General features: G+C 73.0%; 13 protein-coding genes. 3 read left to right on the top strand and 10 right to left on the bottom strand.

The window, feature by feature from the left end; translation table 11 throughout:
* Positions 1 to 143: 143 nt before the first annotated feature.
* The 3 genes from ACFYXA_RS23410 to ACFYXA_RS23400 form a co-directional block, all read right to left on the bottom strand.
* Entirely contained in the window at positions 144 to 710 is a 567-nt protein-coding gene (locus tag ACFYXA_RS23410; RefSeq protein ID WP_352246386.1) for a lamin tail domain-containing protein, read from the bottom strand.
* Between the two features lie 342 nt (positions 711 to 1,052).
* Positions 1,053 to 3,266, bottom strand: a complete 2,214-nt coding sequence (locus ACFYXA_RS23405; RefSeq protein WP_389035909.1) for an MMPL family transporter — start codon at positions 3,264 to 3,266, stop codon at positions 1,053 to 1,055.
* Positions 3,267 to 3,436: 170 nt separating this feature from the next.
* A complete protein-coding gene (locus tag ACFYXA_RS23400; RefSeq protein ID WP_389035906.1) occupies positions 3,437 to 4,036 on the bottom strand; it encodes a TetR/AcrR family transcriptional regulator in 600 nt (199 codons plus the stop codon).
* A 206-nt stretch (positions 4,037 to 4,242) separates the two neighbouring features.
* Here ACFYXA_RS23400 and ACFYXA_RS23395 point away from each other — a divergent pair, with 206 nt between their 5' ends.
* A complete protein-coding gene (locus tag ACFYXA_RS23395) occupies positions 4,243 to 7,542 on the top strand; it encodes a S41 family peptidase (protein WP_389035903.1) in 3,300 nt (1,099 codons plus the stop codon).
* A 100-nt stretch (positions 7,543 to 7,642) separates the two neighbouring features.
* On the opposite strand, the gene ACFYXA_RS23390 is transcribed toward ACFYXA_RS23395, so the two are convergent.
* The 4 genes from ACFYXA_RS23390 to ACFYXA_RS23375 all read right to left on the bottom strand — a co-directional run bounded on the left by ACFYXA_RS23390 (position 7,643) and on the right by ACFYXA_RS23375 (position 11,305).
* Complete coding sequence (locus ACFYXA_RS23390) at positions 7,643 to 7,831, bottom strand: hypothetical protein (RefSeq protein WP_351091338.1); 189 nt, start codon at positions 7,829 to 7,831, stop codon at positions 7,643 to 7,645.
* An 89-nt stretch (positions 7,832 to 7,920) separates the two neighbouring features.
* On the bottom strand, positions 7,921 to 8,814 hold the full coding sequence (locus tag ACFYXA_RS23385) for an SDR family oxidoreductase (protein ID WP_352246390.1): 894 nt from the start codon (positions 8,812 to 8,814) through the stop codon (positions 7,921 to 7,923).
* On the bottom strand, positions 8,811 to 9,773 hold the full coding sequence (locus tag ACFYXA_RS23380; protein WP_389035899.1) for an alpha/beta fold hydrolase: 963 nt from the start codon (positions 9,771 to 9,773) through the stop codon (positions 8,811 to 8,813). Before ACFYXA_RS23380 ends, ACFYXA_RS23385 begins: the two co-directional genes overlap by 4 nt.
* A complete protein-coding gene (locus ACFYXA_RS23375; RefSeq protein ID WP_389035896.1) occupies positions 9,770 to 11,305 on the bottom strand; it encodes a flavin-containing monooxygenase in 1,536 nt (511 codons plus the stop codon). The genes ACFYXA_RS23380 and ACFYXA_RS23375 overlap by 4 nt, the downstream gene beginning before the upstream one ends.
* Before the next feature lie 155 nt (positions 11,306 to 11,460).
* On the opposite strand from ACFYXA_RS23375, the gene ACFYXA_RS23370 reads away from it, so the two are divergent.
* On the top strand, positions 11,461 to 12,126 hold the full coding sequence (locus ACFYXA_RS23370; RefSeq protein WP_389035893.1) for a MerR family transcriptional regulator: 666 nt from the start codon (positions 11,461 to 11,463) through the stop codon (positions 12,124 to 12,126).
* 43 nt (positions 12,127 to 12,169) lie between these two features.
* Here ACFYXA_RS23370 and ACFYXA_RS23365 read toward each other — a convergent pair whose 3' ends face one another.
* Complete coding sequence (locus ACFYXA_RS23365; RefSeq protein WP_389035890.1) at positions 12,170 to 12,973, bottom strand: exodeoxyribonuclease III; 804 nt, start codon at positions 12,971 to 12,973, stop codon at positions 12,170 to 12,172.
* Between the two features lie 77 nt (positions 12,974 to 13,050).
* Here ACFYXA_RS23365 and ACFYXA_RS23360 point away from each other — a divergent pair, with 77 nt between their 5' ends.
* Positions 13,051 to 13,542 (top strand): GNAT family N-acetyltransferase, encoded by a 492-nt coding sequence (locus tag ACFYXA_RS23360; RefSeq protein WP_389035887.1) that lies wholly within the window; start codon positions 13,051 to 13,053, stop codon positions 13,540 to 13,542.
* 7 nt (positions 13,543 to 13,549) lie between these two features.
* Here the strand turns inward: ACFYXA_RS23360 and ACFYXA_RS23355 are convergent, their stop codons facing one another.
* Both ACFYXA_RS23355 and ACFYXA_RS23350 read right to left on the bottom strand, forming a co-directional pair.
* A complete protein-coding gene (locus tag ACFYXA_RS23355; protein ID WP_389035884.1) occupies positions 13,550 to 14,212 on the bottom strand; it encodes a response regulator in 663 nt (220 codons plus the stop codon).
* On the bottom strand, positions 14,182 to 15,525 hold the full coding sequence (locus tag ACFYXA_RS23350) for a sensor domain-containing protein (RefSeq protein ID WP_389035881.1): 1,344 nt from the start codon (positions 15,523 to 15,525) through the stop codon (positions 14,182 to 14,184). The genes ACFYXA_RS23355 and ACFYXA_RS23350 overlap by 31 nt, the downstream gene beginning before the upstream one ends.
* Between the last annotated feature and the right edge of the window lie 45 nt (positions 15,526 to 15,570).

The raw sequence follows: 15,570 nt of genomic DNA, 5'->3' as shown, positions 1-15,570 counted from the left end.
ATCGGCACGGGAACCGCCCGGACCCCGCGCGCGTGGCCCCCGGTTCGTTCGGCCCCCCCCCCCCCCCCGGGCCCCCCCCCCGGGGGGGGCGCCCCCCCGGGGGGGGGGGGCCCCCCCCGCCGCTGTCCGTGCGTGGCTGGGCGTCAGCCGCGGTCGCCGCCGTGGTGACGGTCGCCGCCGTGGTGGCGCTCGCCGTGGTGGCGGTAGCCGTCGTGGTGGCGCTCGCCGTGGTGGCGGTAGCCGCCGTGGTGGCGGCGCTCGTTCCACGACTCGCGGTCGATGACGCGGCCCTGGTCGTCGCGCAGGGTGGCCGTGTCGGAGCGGTTGTCCCAGATGTGGCGGCTGCGGTCCTGGAACACGTCGCCGAGGGTGTCGCGGCCCTCGCCCGTGTGGACGCGGACGGTGGCGCGGGGGGCGAGGCGGTAGTTGCGGAAGGTGTACCGGTCGCCGTCCTCGTCGGTCAGCGTCCAGCCCCGGAGGTTGATCACGTGCCGGGTGTTGTTCTTGAGCTCCACCCACTCCTTGTTCAGCGAGTGGTTGGCGCGCCGGTCGTGGCCGGGCGCGTCGTACTGCACGTCACTGATCTCCACCGGCGGCCGGTTCGGGAAGCGGTCGGCTGCGGTCGCCGGCAGCGCTGCCGCGCCGAGCAGGGCGGCGGCCGCGAGGGAGGCGGCGGCCAGACGGCGGGCGGAAACGGTCGAAACAGTCACCAGGTCTCCTTGCGTGGTGCGGGCCGCGGCCCGTTCGGCTGCGGCACGCACAGCTGACCACCGATTTCGGAGCGTGTGGGATCGACCGCGCACTGTGTTACCGATCGTCCATATTCCGGTGACAGACAGATGCAATGTCCATCCATGCACTGAATGAACGCGGTGCCCTTGGTTGAGCCTTTGACGGCCCTTGCGGCCGGAGACCGTCACCCGAAAGTGGGTCACAGCATTCCGCTTCGTTGACGCCGTGTGCGGCGCCCGCCGCGCACGATCCACTGCCGATCACGTCGGCACGCCGCGCCCCGTGCTTGAGGCCGCCGGCGTGCCGCGTTCGTTTCGCCGTCAGGCGCGGGCCAGTTCGCGGTCCTCGTCCCGCGGGTCGTCCTCGGCGCGCAGGGCCTCGCCCTCGATGTCCACGTCGGGCAGGGCGCGGTCCAGCCACCTGGGCAGCCACCAGGCCTTCTTGCCGAGCAGGGCCAGCACCGCGGGGACGATAGCCATGCGGACGACGAACGCGTCGAAGAAGACGGCGATCGCCAGGCCGAAGCCGATCATCTTGACCATCGCCTCGGACGAGCCGATGAAGCCGGCGAACACCGCCATCATGATCACCGCGGCGGCGGTGACCACGCGGGCGCCGTGACGGAAGCCGGTGACGACGGCCTGGGCGGGGCTCTCGCCGTGGACGTACGCCTCGCGCATACGGGTCACGAGGAAGACCTCGTAGTCCATCGCGAGGCCGAAGACCACGCCGACCATGAAGATCGGCATCATCGACATGACCGGTCCGGTCTCCTCGACGCCCATCAGGCCGGACAGCCAGCCCCACTGGAACACCGCGACGACGGCGCCGAGCGCGGCCAGGACGCTGAGCAGGAAGCCGAGGGCCGCCTTCAGCGGGACGAGGATCGAGCGGAAGACCACGATCAGCAGGAGGAACGCCAGTCCCACGACCAGGATCAGGTACGGGATCAGCGCGTCGTTCATCTTCTGCGAGATGTCGATGTTCATGGCCGTGGAGCCGGTGACCAGGACCTCGGCGCCCTTGTCGGCCTTAATCCGCTCGCCCGAGTCCCGGATGGCGTGGACCAGGTTCTCCGTCGTGACCGAGGAGGGCTTGGAGTCGGGGATGACGGTGATGGTCGCGGTGTCGCCGGCCTTGTTGGGCGCGGCCGGGGTGACCGTGGCGACGCCGTCGAGCTTCTCCACCTGGTCGCCGACGTCGGTGAACACCTTCTTGGGGTCGTCGCTGCCCTTGGCGTCGACGACCATCAGCAGCGGGCCGTTGAAACCGGGGCCGAAGCCCTCGGAGAGCAGGTCGTAGGCGCGGCGCTGGGTGGTGGAGGTGGGCTGGGAGCCGTCGTCGGGCAGGCCCAGTTCGAGTGAGGCGGCCGGTACGGCGGCGGCGCCGAGGCCGATCACGCCGAGGAGGAGGACGGCGACGGGGCGGCGGACCACGAAACTCGCCCAGCGGGTGCCCATGTTGGGCTTCGCGGCCTTCTCGGCGGACTGGGCGCGGCCCCCGCCGAGCAGCCGGCTCTTCTCGCCCGCCGGGCGCACCTTGCGGCCGGCGTAGCCGAGGAGCGCCGGGATCATCGTGAGGGCGATGAGGACGGCGACGGCGACCGTGCCCGCCGCCGCGACGCCCATCTTCGTCAGCATCGGGATGTTGACGACGGAGAGGCCGACGAGGGCGATGACGACGGTCAGTCCGGCGAAGACGACCGCGGAGCCCGCAGTGCCGACGGCGCGGCCGGCCGCGTCCTCGCGGGAGCGGCCCTCGGCGAGCTCGCCTCGGTAGCGGGAGACGATGAAGAGCGCGTAGTCGATGCCGACGGCGAGGCCGATCATCGAGGCCAGGGTGGAGGTCGTGGAGCCGAGGTCCAGCGTCGAGGCCAGCGCGGTGATCGTGGAGACGCCGATGCCGACGCCGATGACCGCCGTCAGCAGGGGCATGCCCGCCGCGATCAGGGAGCCGAAGGTGATGACGAGGACGACGGCGGCGACGGCGAGGCCGATGACCTCGGTGGCGCCGGTCTCGGGGGCGGCCTGGAGGGCGTCGCCGCCGATCTCGACGGTCAGGCCGGCTTCCTGGGCCTTCTTCGCGGCGTCCTTCAGCTGCTCGCGCGAGGACTCCTCCAGCTCCATGCCGGAGACGTCGTACTTCACGGAGGCGTACGCGACGGCGCCGTTCTTGCTGACGGCGTGCGTCTTGTAGGGGTCGGCGACGGAGGCGACCTCGGAGCCGTCGGACAGGTCCCGGACGGTCTTCTCGACGACGGCCTTCTCGGCGGGGTCGGTCATCTTCCGGCCGTCGGGGGCCTTGAAGACGACGCGGGCGGTGGCGCCGTCGGCGCTCATTCCGGGGAAGCGCTGTTCCAGCAGGTCGAAAGCCTTCTGCGCTTCCGTTCCCGGGATGGAGAAGGAGGTGTTGCCCGCGGCGGGCGCGGAGGCGGCGCCGACGCCCGCGAGCGTCAGCAGGGCCACCCATATCAGGGCGACGAAGTGGCGTCGCCTGAAGGCGAGCCGTCCGAGTTTGCTGAGGAACATGGCCACGGAGGCGTTCTCCCGGTCAGGTCGTGTGCGGTGGGCGCGGCCGGAGTTCCGGTGCGGGCCCGAGGGCAGGGGTGATCAACCCGGCGGGCGTGCAGGGGTGATCGTCCCGACGACGTGAGCGGTGGCGTCAGGGTGGTGAGGCGGACCGTGGGGACGGTCGCCGAAGGGGATCAGAGAGGGGGCACGCCGAGGGCGGGGAGGACCACGGCGTCCATGTACGACTTGAGGTAGGCCTGGGTGGGCGGCTGGTCGTCGAGGAGTGCGCGGGTGGCGAACGCCCCGACCAGCATGGGGATGAGGAAGTCCAGCGCGGGACAGTCCGCGCGGATCTCGCCCCGGTCGACGGCCCGCTGCAGGACGCGCCCGAAGGCGGCCATCTCCGGTTCGACCAGTTGCTCGCGGAACACCTGGCGCAGCTCGGCGTCGTTGTGGATCGCCATGGCGACGCCCCGCATCAGCGCGGTGTTGCGCTCCATGGCGCAGTCGTCCTCGCGGGTCACCAGCGTGTGCAGGTCGCCCCGCAGGGAGCCGGTGTCGATCTCGTCGGCCGGCCCCGGCTTGTCGTGCCGCAGCGCCATGACGACCAGCTCGGCCTTGCCGCCCCACTGGCGGTAGAGCGTGGCCTTGCTGGACCGGGTGCGGGCGGCGACGGCGTCCATGGTGAGGGCGTCGTAGCCGACCTCGCGGAGCAGGTCGAGCACGGCCTCGTAGAGCTCGGCCGCACGCTCGGGGGTGATCCGACTGCGTCGCACATTCATGGTCTGCGTCATCTCGCCCTCCGCCTCCTTCCGCTCCGGGCGCCGCTTCCGGAGCAAGCTCCGAAACGACACCGTTTCGTACAGGACGAGAGTAGCGCAATCGCTCTGCGAAACGAAACGGTTTCGTTCGTGTCGTGGGTCACGTCCGGGACATCCTCCTCCACCCGCCCCCTTTTGTACGAGTTGCCCTGGTCCATCCGGAGGAAAAGCATGGGGAGGTGACCTATCTGCGCCTGCCGCACCTCAGCGGCGACCTCCTGTGCTTCGTCGCCGAGGACGACCTCTGGCTGGCCCCCCTCGACGCACCGGGCCGTGCCTGGCGGCTCACCGTGGACCGCGCCAAGGCCGGTCACCCCCGCTTCTCGCCCGACGGCCGCCACATCGCGTACACGAGCTGGCGCAGCCTGGCGCCCGAGATCCACCTCGCCGCGGTGGACGGCGGCCCGGGACGGCGGCTGACGTACTGGGGAAGCCCCGACACCCGGGTCTGCGGCTGGACGCCCCCGGACCGGGACGGCGCCGCCGACATCCTCGCCGTCGCCTCCCACGGCCAGCCCTTCTCGCACTTCACCTGGGCCTACAAGGTCTCCCCCGACGGCGACCCCGGCCGCAAACTGCCCTGGGGACCCGTCACCGACCTCCAGTCCGCCGGCGCCGACGGCGAACGCGACACCCTGCTGCTCACCGGCACCCCGCCGCACGAGCCGGCCTCCTGGAAGCGCTACCGGGGCGGGGCCACGGGCCGGCTCTGGCTGAACGGGCGACGACTGCTGCCCGGCCTCGGCGGACACCTGCACTCCCCGATGCTCGTCGGCGGGCGCGTCGCCTTCCTCTCCGACCACGAGGGCGTCGGCAACCTCTACTCCTGCGCCCACGACGGCTCCGACCTGCGCCGGCACACCGACCACGACGCCTTCTACGCCCGGCACGCCGCGAGCGACGGCACGCGGGTCGTCTACCAGTGCGCCGGGGACCTGTGGACGGTCGACGACCTGTCCGCCGACTCCGAGCCGCACCGGCTCGACGTACGGCTCTGCGGCCCGCGCGCGGGCCGGCGGCCGTACCAGATCCCGGCGGCCCAGCACGTGGACGGCATCTCCGTGGACGAGACCGGGCGGGCCAGCGCCGTGGTGGTGCGCGGCAGCCTGTACTGGCTCACCCACCGCGACGGACCCGCGCGCACCATCACCGACACGCCCGGCGTACGGGTCCGCCTCCCGGAGATGCTCGGTTCGAGCGGACGGGTCGCCTATGTGACCGACGCCGAGGGCGAGGACGCCGTCGAGATCGCCCACCTCCCGCGCGCCAGCGGGGACCGCGCACCGAGGCGGCTCGCCTCCGGGCGGCTGGGGCGGGTGCTGGAGATGGTCGCCGACCCGGACGGCGAACGCCTCGCCCTCGCCTCCCACGACGGGCGGCTGCTGCTCCTCGAGACGGGCGAGGGCTCTGCCGAGAACTCCGCCGGGGATTCCGACGAGGACCGGGCCGACGGCACCGTCACCGAACTCGTCCGCTCGGTCAACGGGCCCGTGCGCGACCTCGCGTTCTCCCCGGACGGGGCCTGGCTGACCTGGTCGCACCCGGGGATCGGGCGGTCCCTGCGGCAGATCAGGATGGCGCGCGTCACCGGCCCCGCGAAGGGCGAGCGGCTGATCGTCGACGTGACCGACGGACGGTTCGAGGACGAGAACCCCGTCTTCACCCGGGACGGCCGCTACCTCGCGTTCCTGTCCTGGCGCGGCTTCGACCCCGTCTACGACGTGCACACCGGCGACCTGTCCTTCCCGCTGGGCTGCCGCCCCTACCTGGTGCCCCTGTCCTCGGCCACCCCCTCCCCCTTCGCGCTGAACCCGGAGGGCCGGCCGGCCGCGGGAGGGCTGGACCCGCTGGAGGACGACGAGGGCGGCGACGGAACGGTCACCGTCGAGGTCGAGGGCCTGGCGAACCGCGTGACGCCGTTCCCCGTGCCCGCGTCCAAGTACTCGGCGCTGCACCCGGTCGCGGGCGGCGGACTGGTGTGGCTGCGCTGGCCGATCTCGGGCGCGCTGGGCGAGACCTTCGCCAACCCCGACGACACCAGCGGGCGGCCGACTCTGGAGCACTTCACCATCGGCAAGGCCAAGAAGTCCGAACTCGTGGGCCACCTCGACTGGTTCGCGGTGAGCGGCGACGGCTCCCGGCTGGTCGTGGTCGACGAGGGCGAGCTGCGGGCGACGCCGTCCACGGAGTCCGGCGACCCCGACACCACGGTCTGGATCGATCTGCGCCGCATCCTGCACGAGGTCGACCCCGGCGCGGAGTGGCGGCAGGCCTACGAGGAGGCCGGCCGGCTGATCCGCGCCTACTTCTGGGACCCGGGCATGTGCGGGATCGACTGGGACGCGGTGCTGGACCAGTACCGGCCGCTGGTCGAACGGGTCGCCTCCCCCGACGAGTTCGCCGATCTGCTCCGCGAGGTGCTGGGCGAACTGGGCACCTCCCACGCCTACGTCACCGCCGCCCGCCGCAACGAGGGCCCGCCGCACTACCAGCGCCGGCAGGGCCTGCTGGGGACCAACCTCGTGCGGAGCGAGCCCGGTTGGGCGGTCGCCCGGATCCTCCCCGGCGACTCCTCCGACTCCAAGGCCCGCTCCCCCCTGGCCGGCACCGGCATCCGGGAGGGCGCCCTGCTCACCCATGTGGACGGCCGCCCGGTGGACCCGGTGACAGGCCCGTACCCCCTGCTCGCGGGAGCGGGCGGCTCCACGGTGGAGCTGACGTTCACACCGGCCGGGGGCCGCGAACAGCAGCCCCGGCGGGTGGCCGTCGTGCCCCTCGTCGACGAACGGCCGCTGCGCTACCAGGACTGGGTGGCCAAACGACGCCAAGTCGTAAGGGAGTTGAGCGGCGGCCGGTGCGGGTACCTGCACATCCCCGACATGGGCGGCTCCGGCTGGGCCCAGTTCAACCGCGACCTGCGCATGGAGATGTCCCGCCCCGCCCTGCTGGTGGACGTGCGCGGCAACGCGGGCGGGCACATCAGCGAACTGGTGGTGGAGAAACTCACCCGCACGATCATCGGCTGGGACCTGACCCGCGACGCGCAGCCGGTGTCGTACGCGTCCGACGCGCCCCGCGGGCCGGTGGTCGCGCTCGCCGACGAGGCCACCTCCTCCGACGGCGACATGATCACCGCCGCGTTCAAACTGCTCGGCCTCGGACCCGTGGTGGGCCAGCGCACCTGGGGCGGCGTCGTCGGCATGACCGGCCGGCACCGGCTCGGCGACGGCACGGTCATCACCGTGCCCATGAACGCGGCCTGGTTCGACGCCTACGGCTGGTCCGTCGAGAACCACGGCGTCGCCCCCGACCTGGAGGCCCTGCGCACGCCCCTGGACTGGGCGGAAGGCCGCTACGCCCAACTCGACGACGCCGTACGCCTCGCCCTGGACCTCCTGGAGACCAACCCGCCGGCCTCGCCCCCGGACCGCCGCGACATCCCCGACCGCTCCCGCCCGAAGCTGCCGCCACGCCCATGAGAACGGCGAAAGGGGCGCCCCCGAGAGGGCGCCCCTTCCGTTCAGCGGCGGGCCGTCGAACGACCCGGAACCGCCGAGGAGTCCGGTCCGTGACGCTCGGTCAGACCTCGAACTCGTCCCGGTCGAACCGGTCCCGCTCCTCACGCTCGCGCTGCGTGCGCTGCGGGTCCTCCTCGCGGTCACGCTGACGGCCGCGCTGCTGACCCTGCTCCTTGGCCTGGTCCATCTTCTCCTTGGCCTGGTTCTGCCACTGCTCGGCCTGGTCCTTCATCTTGTCCTTCATACCCATGTGGGTTCACTCCCGTGGAGGGTGAGGGGGAACGGCCCTTGATCGGGCCTCGACCAGATTCACACGGGAGGACAACGCTCGCATTTCGATCAACTACGGTGCGTGATACGCCCAGCCCGGGCCTGCTCGTCGGCCGCCCCGCCCGCTCCCACCAGGCCCGTCCGCACGCTCTGGAGCCGCCCGGCGAACCGCTTCATCTCCCGCTGGCCCACCGTCCCGATGATCCCGGGCAGGTAGCCGCGCACCCCCTGCATCGCGCGCAGCCACCCCTGCCCGTACACATGGGCCGAGCGACGCTCGATGCCGGCGACGAGCCGGTCGACGGCCGGACCCAGCGGGTACGTCTTGTTCGCCGGCCACGGCAGCCGCTGCCTCAACTCCCGCATCACCTCGTCCTGGTCGGCCCCGCGCACCATGTCGGTGTCGGTCCAGGACAGGTAACCCACCCCCACCCGCACGCCCTTGGGGCCCACCTCGGCCCGCAGACAGTGCGCGTACGCCTCCACACCCGACTTCGACGCGCAGTACGCCGACATCATCGGCGCCGGGGTGATCGCGGCGAGCGAGGCGATCTGCAGCAGATAGCCGCGGCTCTCCGTCAGCAGCGGCAGGAAGGCGCGGGCGGTGACCGCCGAGCCGACGAGGTTCACCTCGATGACCCGGCGCCAGGACTCCGGGTCTGAGTCGGCGAAGGGACCGCCGGTGGCGACGCCCGCGTTGGCGACCACCACGTCCACCTTGCCGAACCGCTCCTTCACCTCCGCGGCGACCCGGACCATCGCCTCGTGGTCGGTGACGTCGGCGTACCAGTGGGCGCTGTCCCCGTGCAGCCGCTCCGCGACCTGCTTGAGCGCGTCCGGCTCCAGCCCCACCAGCGCGATGCTCGCCCCGCGCGCCGACAGCTTGCGGGCGAGGAGCTCACCCACCCCGCGGGCGGCCCCGGTGACCACCACGACCTGCCCTTCGAGACCGACCCTGGTCATGCGCCCTCCTTGAGATCCTGCTGCTCTTGAGTTTCCTGCGCGGAGTGCGTGACGTACGCCGCGACCAGTTCGCGGATCCTGGCGGTCACCACGTCCGGGGACTCGACCGGCGTCATGTGGCCGACACCGGGCAGTTCGGTCAGGCCCGCGCAGTCCGGCAGCGCCTCGGCGAGCCGGCGTGCGTGCACCGGCGGCGTCAGCCTGTCCGCGGTGCCCGCCACCACGGCCGTCGGCACCCTCAACTCCCGTACCGCATGGTCCAGATCGAGCAGGTCCAGGACGTTCGACCAGGAGTACCGCACCCGCCGCGGGCAGGCGTGCACGATCCTGGCGCACGCCTCCACCATGTGCGGGGCCGAACCGGCGCCCATCGTCGTGTACTTGAGGACGCGCCGCGCGACCGGCGTGACCGGGCCGAGCGGCGCCCGCGAGCCGAGGATGTGCCCGGTCAGCCACGTCCGCAGCCGCCCGGGCCGCAGCGGCAGCACGGTCGACTCGGCGACCAGCCGCGAACTGCCCGTGCTGCACAGCAGGACGGCCGCCGCGTGGGCCCGGAACGCGGGGCGGGCGGAGGCCGCCATGACCGTCATGCCGCCCATGGAGTGCCCGGCGACGACTGCCCGCTCACCGGGCGCGAGGGTGGCCTCCAGGACGGCTTCGAGGTCGTCGGCGAGGGCGTCCGTGCTGCACGCGGGGCTCGCCGGGGTACGGCCGTGGCCACGCTGGTCGTAGGCGATCACCTTGTGGTCGGTGCGGAGGGCACGAATCTGAGCCGCCCAGAACGCGGTGGAACACGTCCACCCGTGGGCGAGGACCACGGCGGGAGCGCCTGCCGTGCCATCGTCGGGGCCGTGCACCTCCACATGGAGGATGGCGCCGTCGGCGGAGCGGACGGTCAGGACACGGGAGGGGGCGGGCGGATCGTAGAGTTCGGCGAGAACGGCGTCCGTCACGCTCACGCGGTCACCTCCGCCGCACCGGCGTCCGCGCCCTTGCCCTGGCCCGGCACCGACGACGTCCGCAGCACCTCGTACTCCGCGAGGTCCACCCGACGCGTCGCCCGGCGGAACTCGCTCGTCGTCCCCGGCCAGATCGTGGTGTTGCGACCCTCGGCGTCCAGGTACCAGCTGGTGCAGCCGCCCGTGTTCCACACCGTGCGCCGCATCCGGTCCTGCACCCGCCGGTTCCAGGCGTGCACGGCGCTCGGCCGGGCGTCGAGCGCGGCGCGCACGCCCGGACCGCCGAGGACGTCCAACTGACGCAGGAAGTCCGCCATGTAGTTCAACTGGGACTCGATCATGAGGATCATGGAGGAGTTCCCGAGGCCGGTGTTGGGCCCGATGATCGTCATCCAGTTGGGGAAGCCGGCGGCGCTCGCGCCCCGCAGGGCCTCCATGCCGCCCTTCCAGCTCTCGGCGAGCGTCCGCCCGTCCGCACCGACGACCCGGTCGGCGATCGGCATGTCGGTGACGTGGAAGCCGGTGCCGAAGACGATCGCGTCGGCCTCCGCCTCGCTGCCGTCGGCGGCGACCAGCGTGGACCCGCGGACCTCGCGCAGCCCTGCGGCCACCAGGTCGACGTTCGGGCGGGTGAGCGCCGGATAGTACTCGCTGGAGAGCAGGATCCGCTTGCAGCCGATGCGGTAGTCGGGGGTGAGCCTGGCGCGCAGCGCCGGGTCCTTCACAGCGCGCGCCATGTTGCCGCGGGCCAGCCGCTCGACGAAGCCGAGCTCGTTCGGGTGCTTGGTGAAGGCCTGCACCTGGAGCTCCCGGATGCCCCACAGCAGCCCGCGCCGGGCCCGCGCGGTGAAGGGCAGCCGCCTGTGCAGCCAGCGCTCGGCGCCGGTGATCCCCCGGTCCATGCGGGGCATCACCCACGGCGGGGTCCGCTGGAAGAGGGTGAGGCGGTCCACCACCGGCTGGATCGCCGGCACGATCTGGACGGCGGACGCCCCGGTGCCGACCATGGCGACGCGCTTGCCGGCCAGGTCGTAGTCGTGGTCCCAGCGGGCGGAGTGGAAGACCTTGCCGGGGAAGGAGTCGAGGCCGGGGATGTCGGGGATCTTCGGGTCGGACAGCGGGCCGGTCGCGGAGACCACCACGTCGGCCGAGAGCGCGCCGCTCGCCGTCTCGATGTCCCACCGCAGCCGCTCCGCGTCCCACGTCATCCGCTTGACCTCGGAGTCGAAGCGCAGATGGGGGCGGAGACCGTAGGTGTCGGTGACGTGCTCCAGGTAGGCGCGGATGTGCTCCTGCCCGGAGAAGGTGCGCGGCCACTCGGGGTTGGGCGCGAAGGAGAACGAGTAGAGGTGGGAGGGAACGTCGCAGGCGCACCCGGGGTAGCTGTTGTCCCGCCAGGTCCCGCCGACGCCGCCGGCCCGCTCCAGCACGACGAAGTCGGTGATCCCCTCCCGGCGCAGCCGCACGGCCGCCCCGAGTCCGCCGAACCCCGATCCGATCACCGCCACCCGCACATGGACGTGCTCGGTCATCCCGACGCCTCCCGCCTCAACGCGACCTTGCCAGTGAACACTGGCGCAGTGGGAGCGTAGAGCAGCGGCGTACCGATGGGTAGGGGCCGCGCGGGGGACGTTTCACATCAGCGGCCGCGGCCGCGGGCACCGGCGCCACGACATAGGCTTCCGGCGTGGCGGACAAGAGGGAGTACCGGACGCAGGAGCTGGCCAGGGAGGCCGGCATCACCGTGCGCACCCTGCGCTTCTACCGCGAGCGCAAACTGCTCGCGCCACCCCGCCGCGAGGGCCGCATCGCCTGGTACGACGACCGCCATCTGGCCCGGCTGCGCACCATCGCGGCGCTGCTGGACCGCGGCCACACCCTCAACGGCATCGCCGAACTCGCCGACGCCCTCGACCACGGCCGGGACGTGGCCGACCTGCTCGGCGTCAGCGGCCCCACCGAGGAGGAACCGGTCCGCCTCACCCCGGAGGAGCTCGCCGCCCGCTTCGAGGGCCAGGCCACCCCGGAGAACCTCGCCGCCGCCCTCGACCTCGGCTACCTCGGCACCGACGGCGACGAGATCGTCCACATCAGCCGGCGCCTGCTCGACGTCTCCACCGCCCTGGTCCGCGAGGGCATCCCGCTCGCCGCGGTCCTCGCCGCGGGCGCCCGCGTCCGCGAACACGCCGACGCCCTGGCCGACCTCTTCACCGACCTCGTCCTGCACCACGCCACCGAGGACGACCTGCCCAGACTCCGCCCCATGGCCCGAAGCGTGGTGGAGGCGGAGCTGTCCCTGGCGCTGGACCGTCGACTGCAGGAGCTTGAGCGGTCCGCCGCGGGCGAGGCGTGAAGGCGGTCGACCGTCAGAGGTCGTAGAGCAACGTCACCGACCGTCAGAGGTCGTAGACCACCGTCACCGGCGCGTGGTCCGACCAGCGCTCTTCGTGGGTGGCCGCGCGCTCGACGAAGCCCTTGAGAGCCTTGTCGGCGAGACGCGGCGTGGCCACATGGAGGTCGATCCTCCATCCTGTGTCCCGCTCGAAGGCCCGCCCCCTGTATGACCACCACGTGTACGGGCCCTCCACGTCCGGGTGCAGTGCCCGTACGACGTCGACGTAGCCGCCCGCTTCCGGGGTGAGGACCTGCGTGAGCCACTCCCGTTCCTCCGGCAGGAAGCCGGAGTTCTTCTGGTTGGCGCGCCAGTTCTTCAGGTCGGCCTGCTGGTGGGCGATGTTCCAGTCGCCGCAGACCAGGACCTCGCGGCCGTCGGCGGCGGCGCGTTCGCGCAGGTCCTTGAGGTGGGCGAGGAACTCGTCCATGAAGCGGACCTTCTCGTCCTGGCGGTCGGTGCCGACCTCGCCGGACGGGAGGTAGAGGGAGGCGACCGTGACGCCGGGCAGGTCGGCCTCGACGTAGCGGCCGGCGGTGTCGAACTCGGCCGAGCCGAAGCCGATGCGGACGGCGTCGGGCTCACGCCGGGTGTAGAGGGAGACGCCGGCGCGGCCCTTGGCGGCGGCGGGGGCGTGGGTGACGTACCAGCCCTCGGGGGCGCGGACCTCGTCGGGCAGCTGCTTCGCCTCGGCGCGCACCTCCTGGAGGCACAGCACGTCGGCGGAGGTGTCGGCGAGCCACTCCACGAAGCCCTTCTTCGCGGCGGCCCGCAGCCCATTCACGTTCACGGAGGTCACGGTCAGCACCCGGGCACGATACCGGCACACTGGACGCAGTCCGGTTTCCACCTCCCGCAGAGAATGCACAGACGACCTTGACTAGCATGGACATACGCCGCGTCCCCTTCGACCATCCCGACGCCGTCAAGCTGAACGACGAGGTCCAGGCCGAGTACCACGAGCGCTACGGCGACGGCGGCGACGCCACCTTGTTGGAGCCGGCCGACTTCCAGCCGCCGCGCGGGGTCTACCTCATCGTCTACGACGCGCTGGGGCGTCCCGTGGCCACGGGCGGCTGGCGCAGCCAGGACCACAACGGCGAGGGCAACGAGGACGGCGACGCCGAGCTCAAGCGGATGTTCGTGATCCGGGAGATGCGCGGGCTGGGTCTGGCGCGCCGCGTCCTGAGCGCGCTGGAGGATGACGCCCGTGCGGCCGGCCGGCGCCGCATGGTGCTGGAGACCGGTACGCAGCAGCCCGAGGCGATCGGTCTGTACACGTCCAGCGGGTACGAGCCGTGCGCCAAGTTCGGCTACTACCGGTTCCACGAGGCCAGCCGCTGCTACGCCAAGCCGCTGGGAAGCGAGGCTTCCTGACGCCGCATCAGCTTCTGAGGTAGGCGAGGACCGCCAGCACCCGGCGGTGCGTGTCGTCCGCCGGGGGCAGGTCCAGCTTCGTGAGGATGGCGCCGATGTGCTTGCCGACGGCGGCCTCGGAGACGACCAGGGTGCGCGCGATCGCCCCGTTGGACTTGCCCTCCGCCACCAGCGCCAGCACCTCACGCTCGCGCGGGGTGAGGCGGGCCAGCGGGTCCCGGCGGCGGCGCAGCAGTTGGCGGACGACCTCGGGGTCGACGACGGTGCCGCCGGCGGCGACCTCCCGCAGGGCGTCCACGAACTCCTCGACCTGGCCGACGCGGTCCTTGAGGAGGTAGCCGACGCCGGTGCCGTCGCCGGAGTCGAGGAGTTCGGCGGCGTAGGCGCGCTGGACGTACTGGCTGAGGACGAGCACCGGCAGCGCGGGGCGCTCGGCGCGCAGGCGGACGGCTGCGTGCAGGCCCTCGTCCTGGAAGGCGGGCGGCATCCGCACGTCGGTGACGACGATGTCGGGGGTGTCGGCGGCGACCGCCGCGAGCAGGGCCGGGGCGTCGCCGACGGCCGCGACGACCTCGTGGCCGAAGCGGGTGAGGAGCGTCGTCAGTCCGTCGCGCAGCAGGACGCTGTCCTCGGCGAGGACTACGCGCAGGCCGGTTCCGTCGGCTCGCAAGGGATCTCCACACGCAGCAGGGTGGGCCCGCCGGGCGGGCTGGTCAGCGTCAGTCTTCCATCGAGGACCGAGACCCGGTCGGCGAGACCGGTGAGTCCCGTGCCGTGGGCCGCGTCCGCGCCGCCGTGGCCGTCGTCCTCCACCTCCAGCGAGAGCCGGCCGTCGCGGTGCCCGCCGCCCACCCGCGCACGGCCCGCCCCGCTGTGCCGGGCGACGTTGGCGAGCGCTTCGCGGACCACGAAGTAGGCGGCGCTCTCGACGGGCCGCGGCAGCCGCTGGGGCAGCGTGAGGTCCACGTCGACCGGGACGGGCGAGCGGTCGGCGGCGTCGGCGACGGCGGCCTCCAGCCCGTAGTCGGCGAGGACCTTGGGGTGGATGCCGTGGATGAGTTCGCGCAGTTCGGCGAGGGCGGCGCCCGCCTCCTCGTGCGCGCGGGCGAGCTGTTCGGCGAGGGGGCCGCCGGGCGGGGCGTCGAGGCGGGCCAGGCCGAGGCTCATGGTGAGGGCGACGAGGCGCTGTTGGGCGCCGTCGTGCAGGTCGCGTTCGACGCGGCGGCGTTCCGTCTCGAAGGCGTCCACCAACCGGGCGCGGGAGCGGGTCAGTTCGACGACTCTGGCGCGCTGGTCGTCGTCGTCCGGGGTGATGAGCAGCCGGGTGAGGGCGGCCCGGGCGCCGGCGGCGACGCCGAGTGCGTAGCCGCCGGCGGCCAGCAGCAGGACGCCGAGCGCGGCGGCGGCCCAGGCGGTCGGCCAGTCGGTGACCGTCCACGCCTTCAGCACCTTCGTCTCCCGGCCCTCGCCGGCCGTCGCCATCAGCAGCGGGGTGGCGATCATCGCGAGGGGCGCGGCCAGGGCCGTCGTGAGCAGCAGCGCCTCGGCCGGCCAGAGCAGGCCCGCGGTGAGGAGCGCGTGGCCGAGTTCGCGCCAGGTGGCGGTCTCGCGCAGCCTGGTGGTGAGCCAGCTGCGCAGGCCGGGGGCGGGCGGTTCGGCGTGCGGATCGCCCTCGGCCGGGTCGTCGCCGGGGCCGATCAGCCGCAGTCTTCGCCGCTCCAGGGCGGCCACGGGCAGCCCGGCGAGGGGCAGGGCGGCGAGGAGGGGCAGTCCGACGAGGCCGATCGCGAGGACTCCGCCGGCGGCCGCCCAGGCCACCAGGCCCAGGAGGAGCAGCGCCCCGGTCAGCGTCCCCGCCAGCAGATAGGCGGCGGCGCGCCAGGGCCATGGCGACAGCAGGTAGCGCGGGCGGGCGAGGGCCTGCCACACGGACGCCGGCGCGGCGGGCGCGGTTCGGGGGGCGTGGGGGGCTCGGGGGGTCATGCGGATCACCGTAGGAGGGGGTGGGGGCGTCGGGCCATGGGGCCG

This window comes from Streptomyces sp. NPDC002566, from assembly GCF_042889585.1.
Lineage (GTDB): Bacteria > Actinomycetota > Actinomycetes > Streptomycetales > Streptomycetaceae > Streptomyces.
This window is presented reverse-complemented; position numbering and strand designations above follow the sequence as displayed.

Bases quoted from the DNA above. Each gene is read 5' to 3' on its own strand.
- ACFYXA_RS23385 (WP_352246390.1), bottom strand. From the start codon at position 8,814: ATGACCAGGGTCGGTCTCGAAGGGCAGGTCGTGGTGGTCACCGGGGCC.
- ACFYXA_RS23375 (WP_389035896.1), bottom strand. From the start codon at position 11,305: ATGACCGAGCACGTCCATGTGCGGGTGGCGGTGATCGGATCGGGGTTC.
- ACFYXA_RS23360 (WP_389035887.1), top strand. From the start codon at position 13,051: ATGGACATACGCCGCGTCCCCTTCGACCATCCCGACGCCGTCAAGCTG.
- ACFYXA_RS23400 (WP_389035906.1), bottom strand. From the start codon at position 4,036: ATGACGCAGACCATGAATGTGCGACGCAGTCGGATCACCCCCGAGCGT.
- ACFYXA_RS23350 (WP_389035881.1), bottom strand. From the start codon at position 15,525: ATGACCCCCCGAGCCCCCCACGCCCCCCGAACCGCGCCCGCCGCGCCG.
- ACFYXA_RS23390 (WP_351091338.1), bottom strand. From the start codon at position 7,831: ATGGGTATGAAGGACAAGATGAAGGACCAGGCCGAGCAGTGGCAGAAC.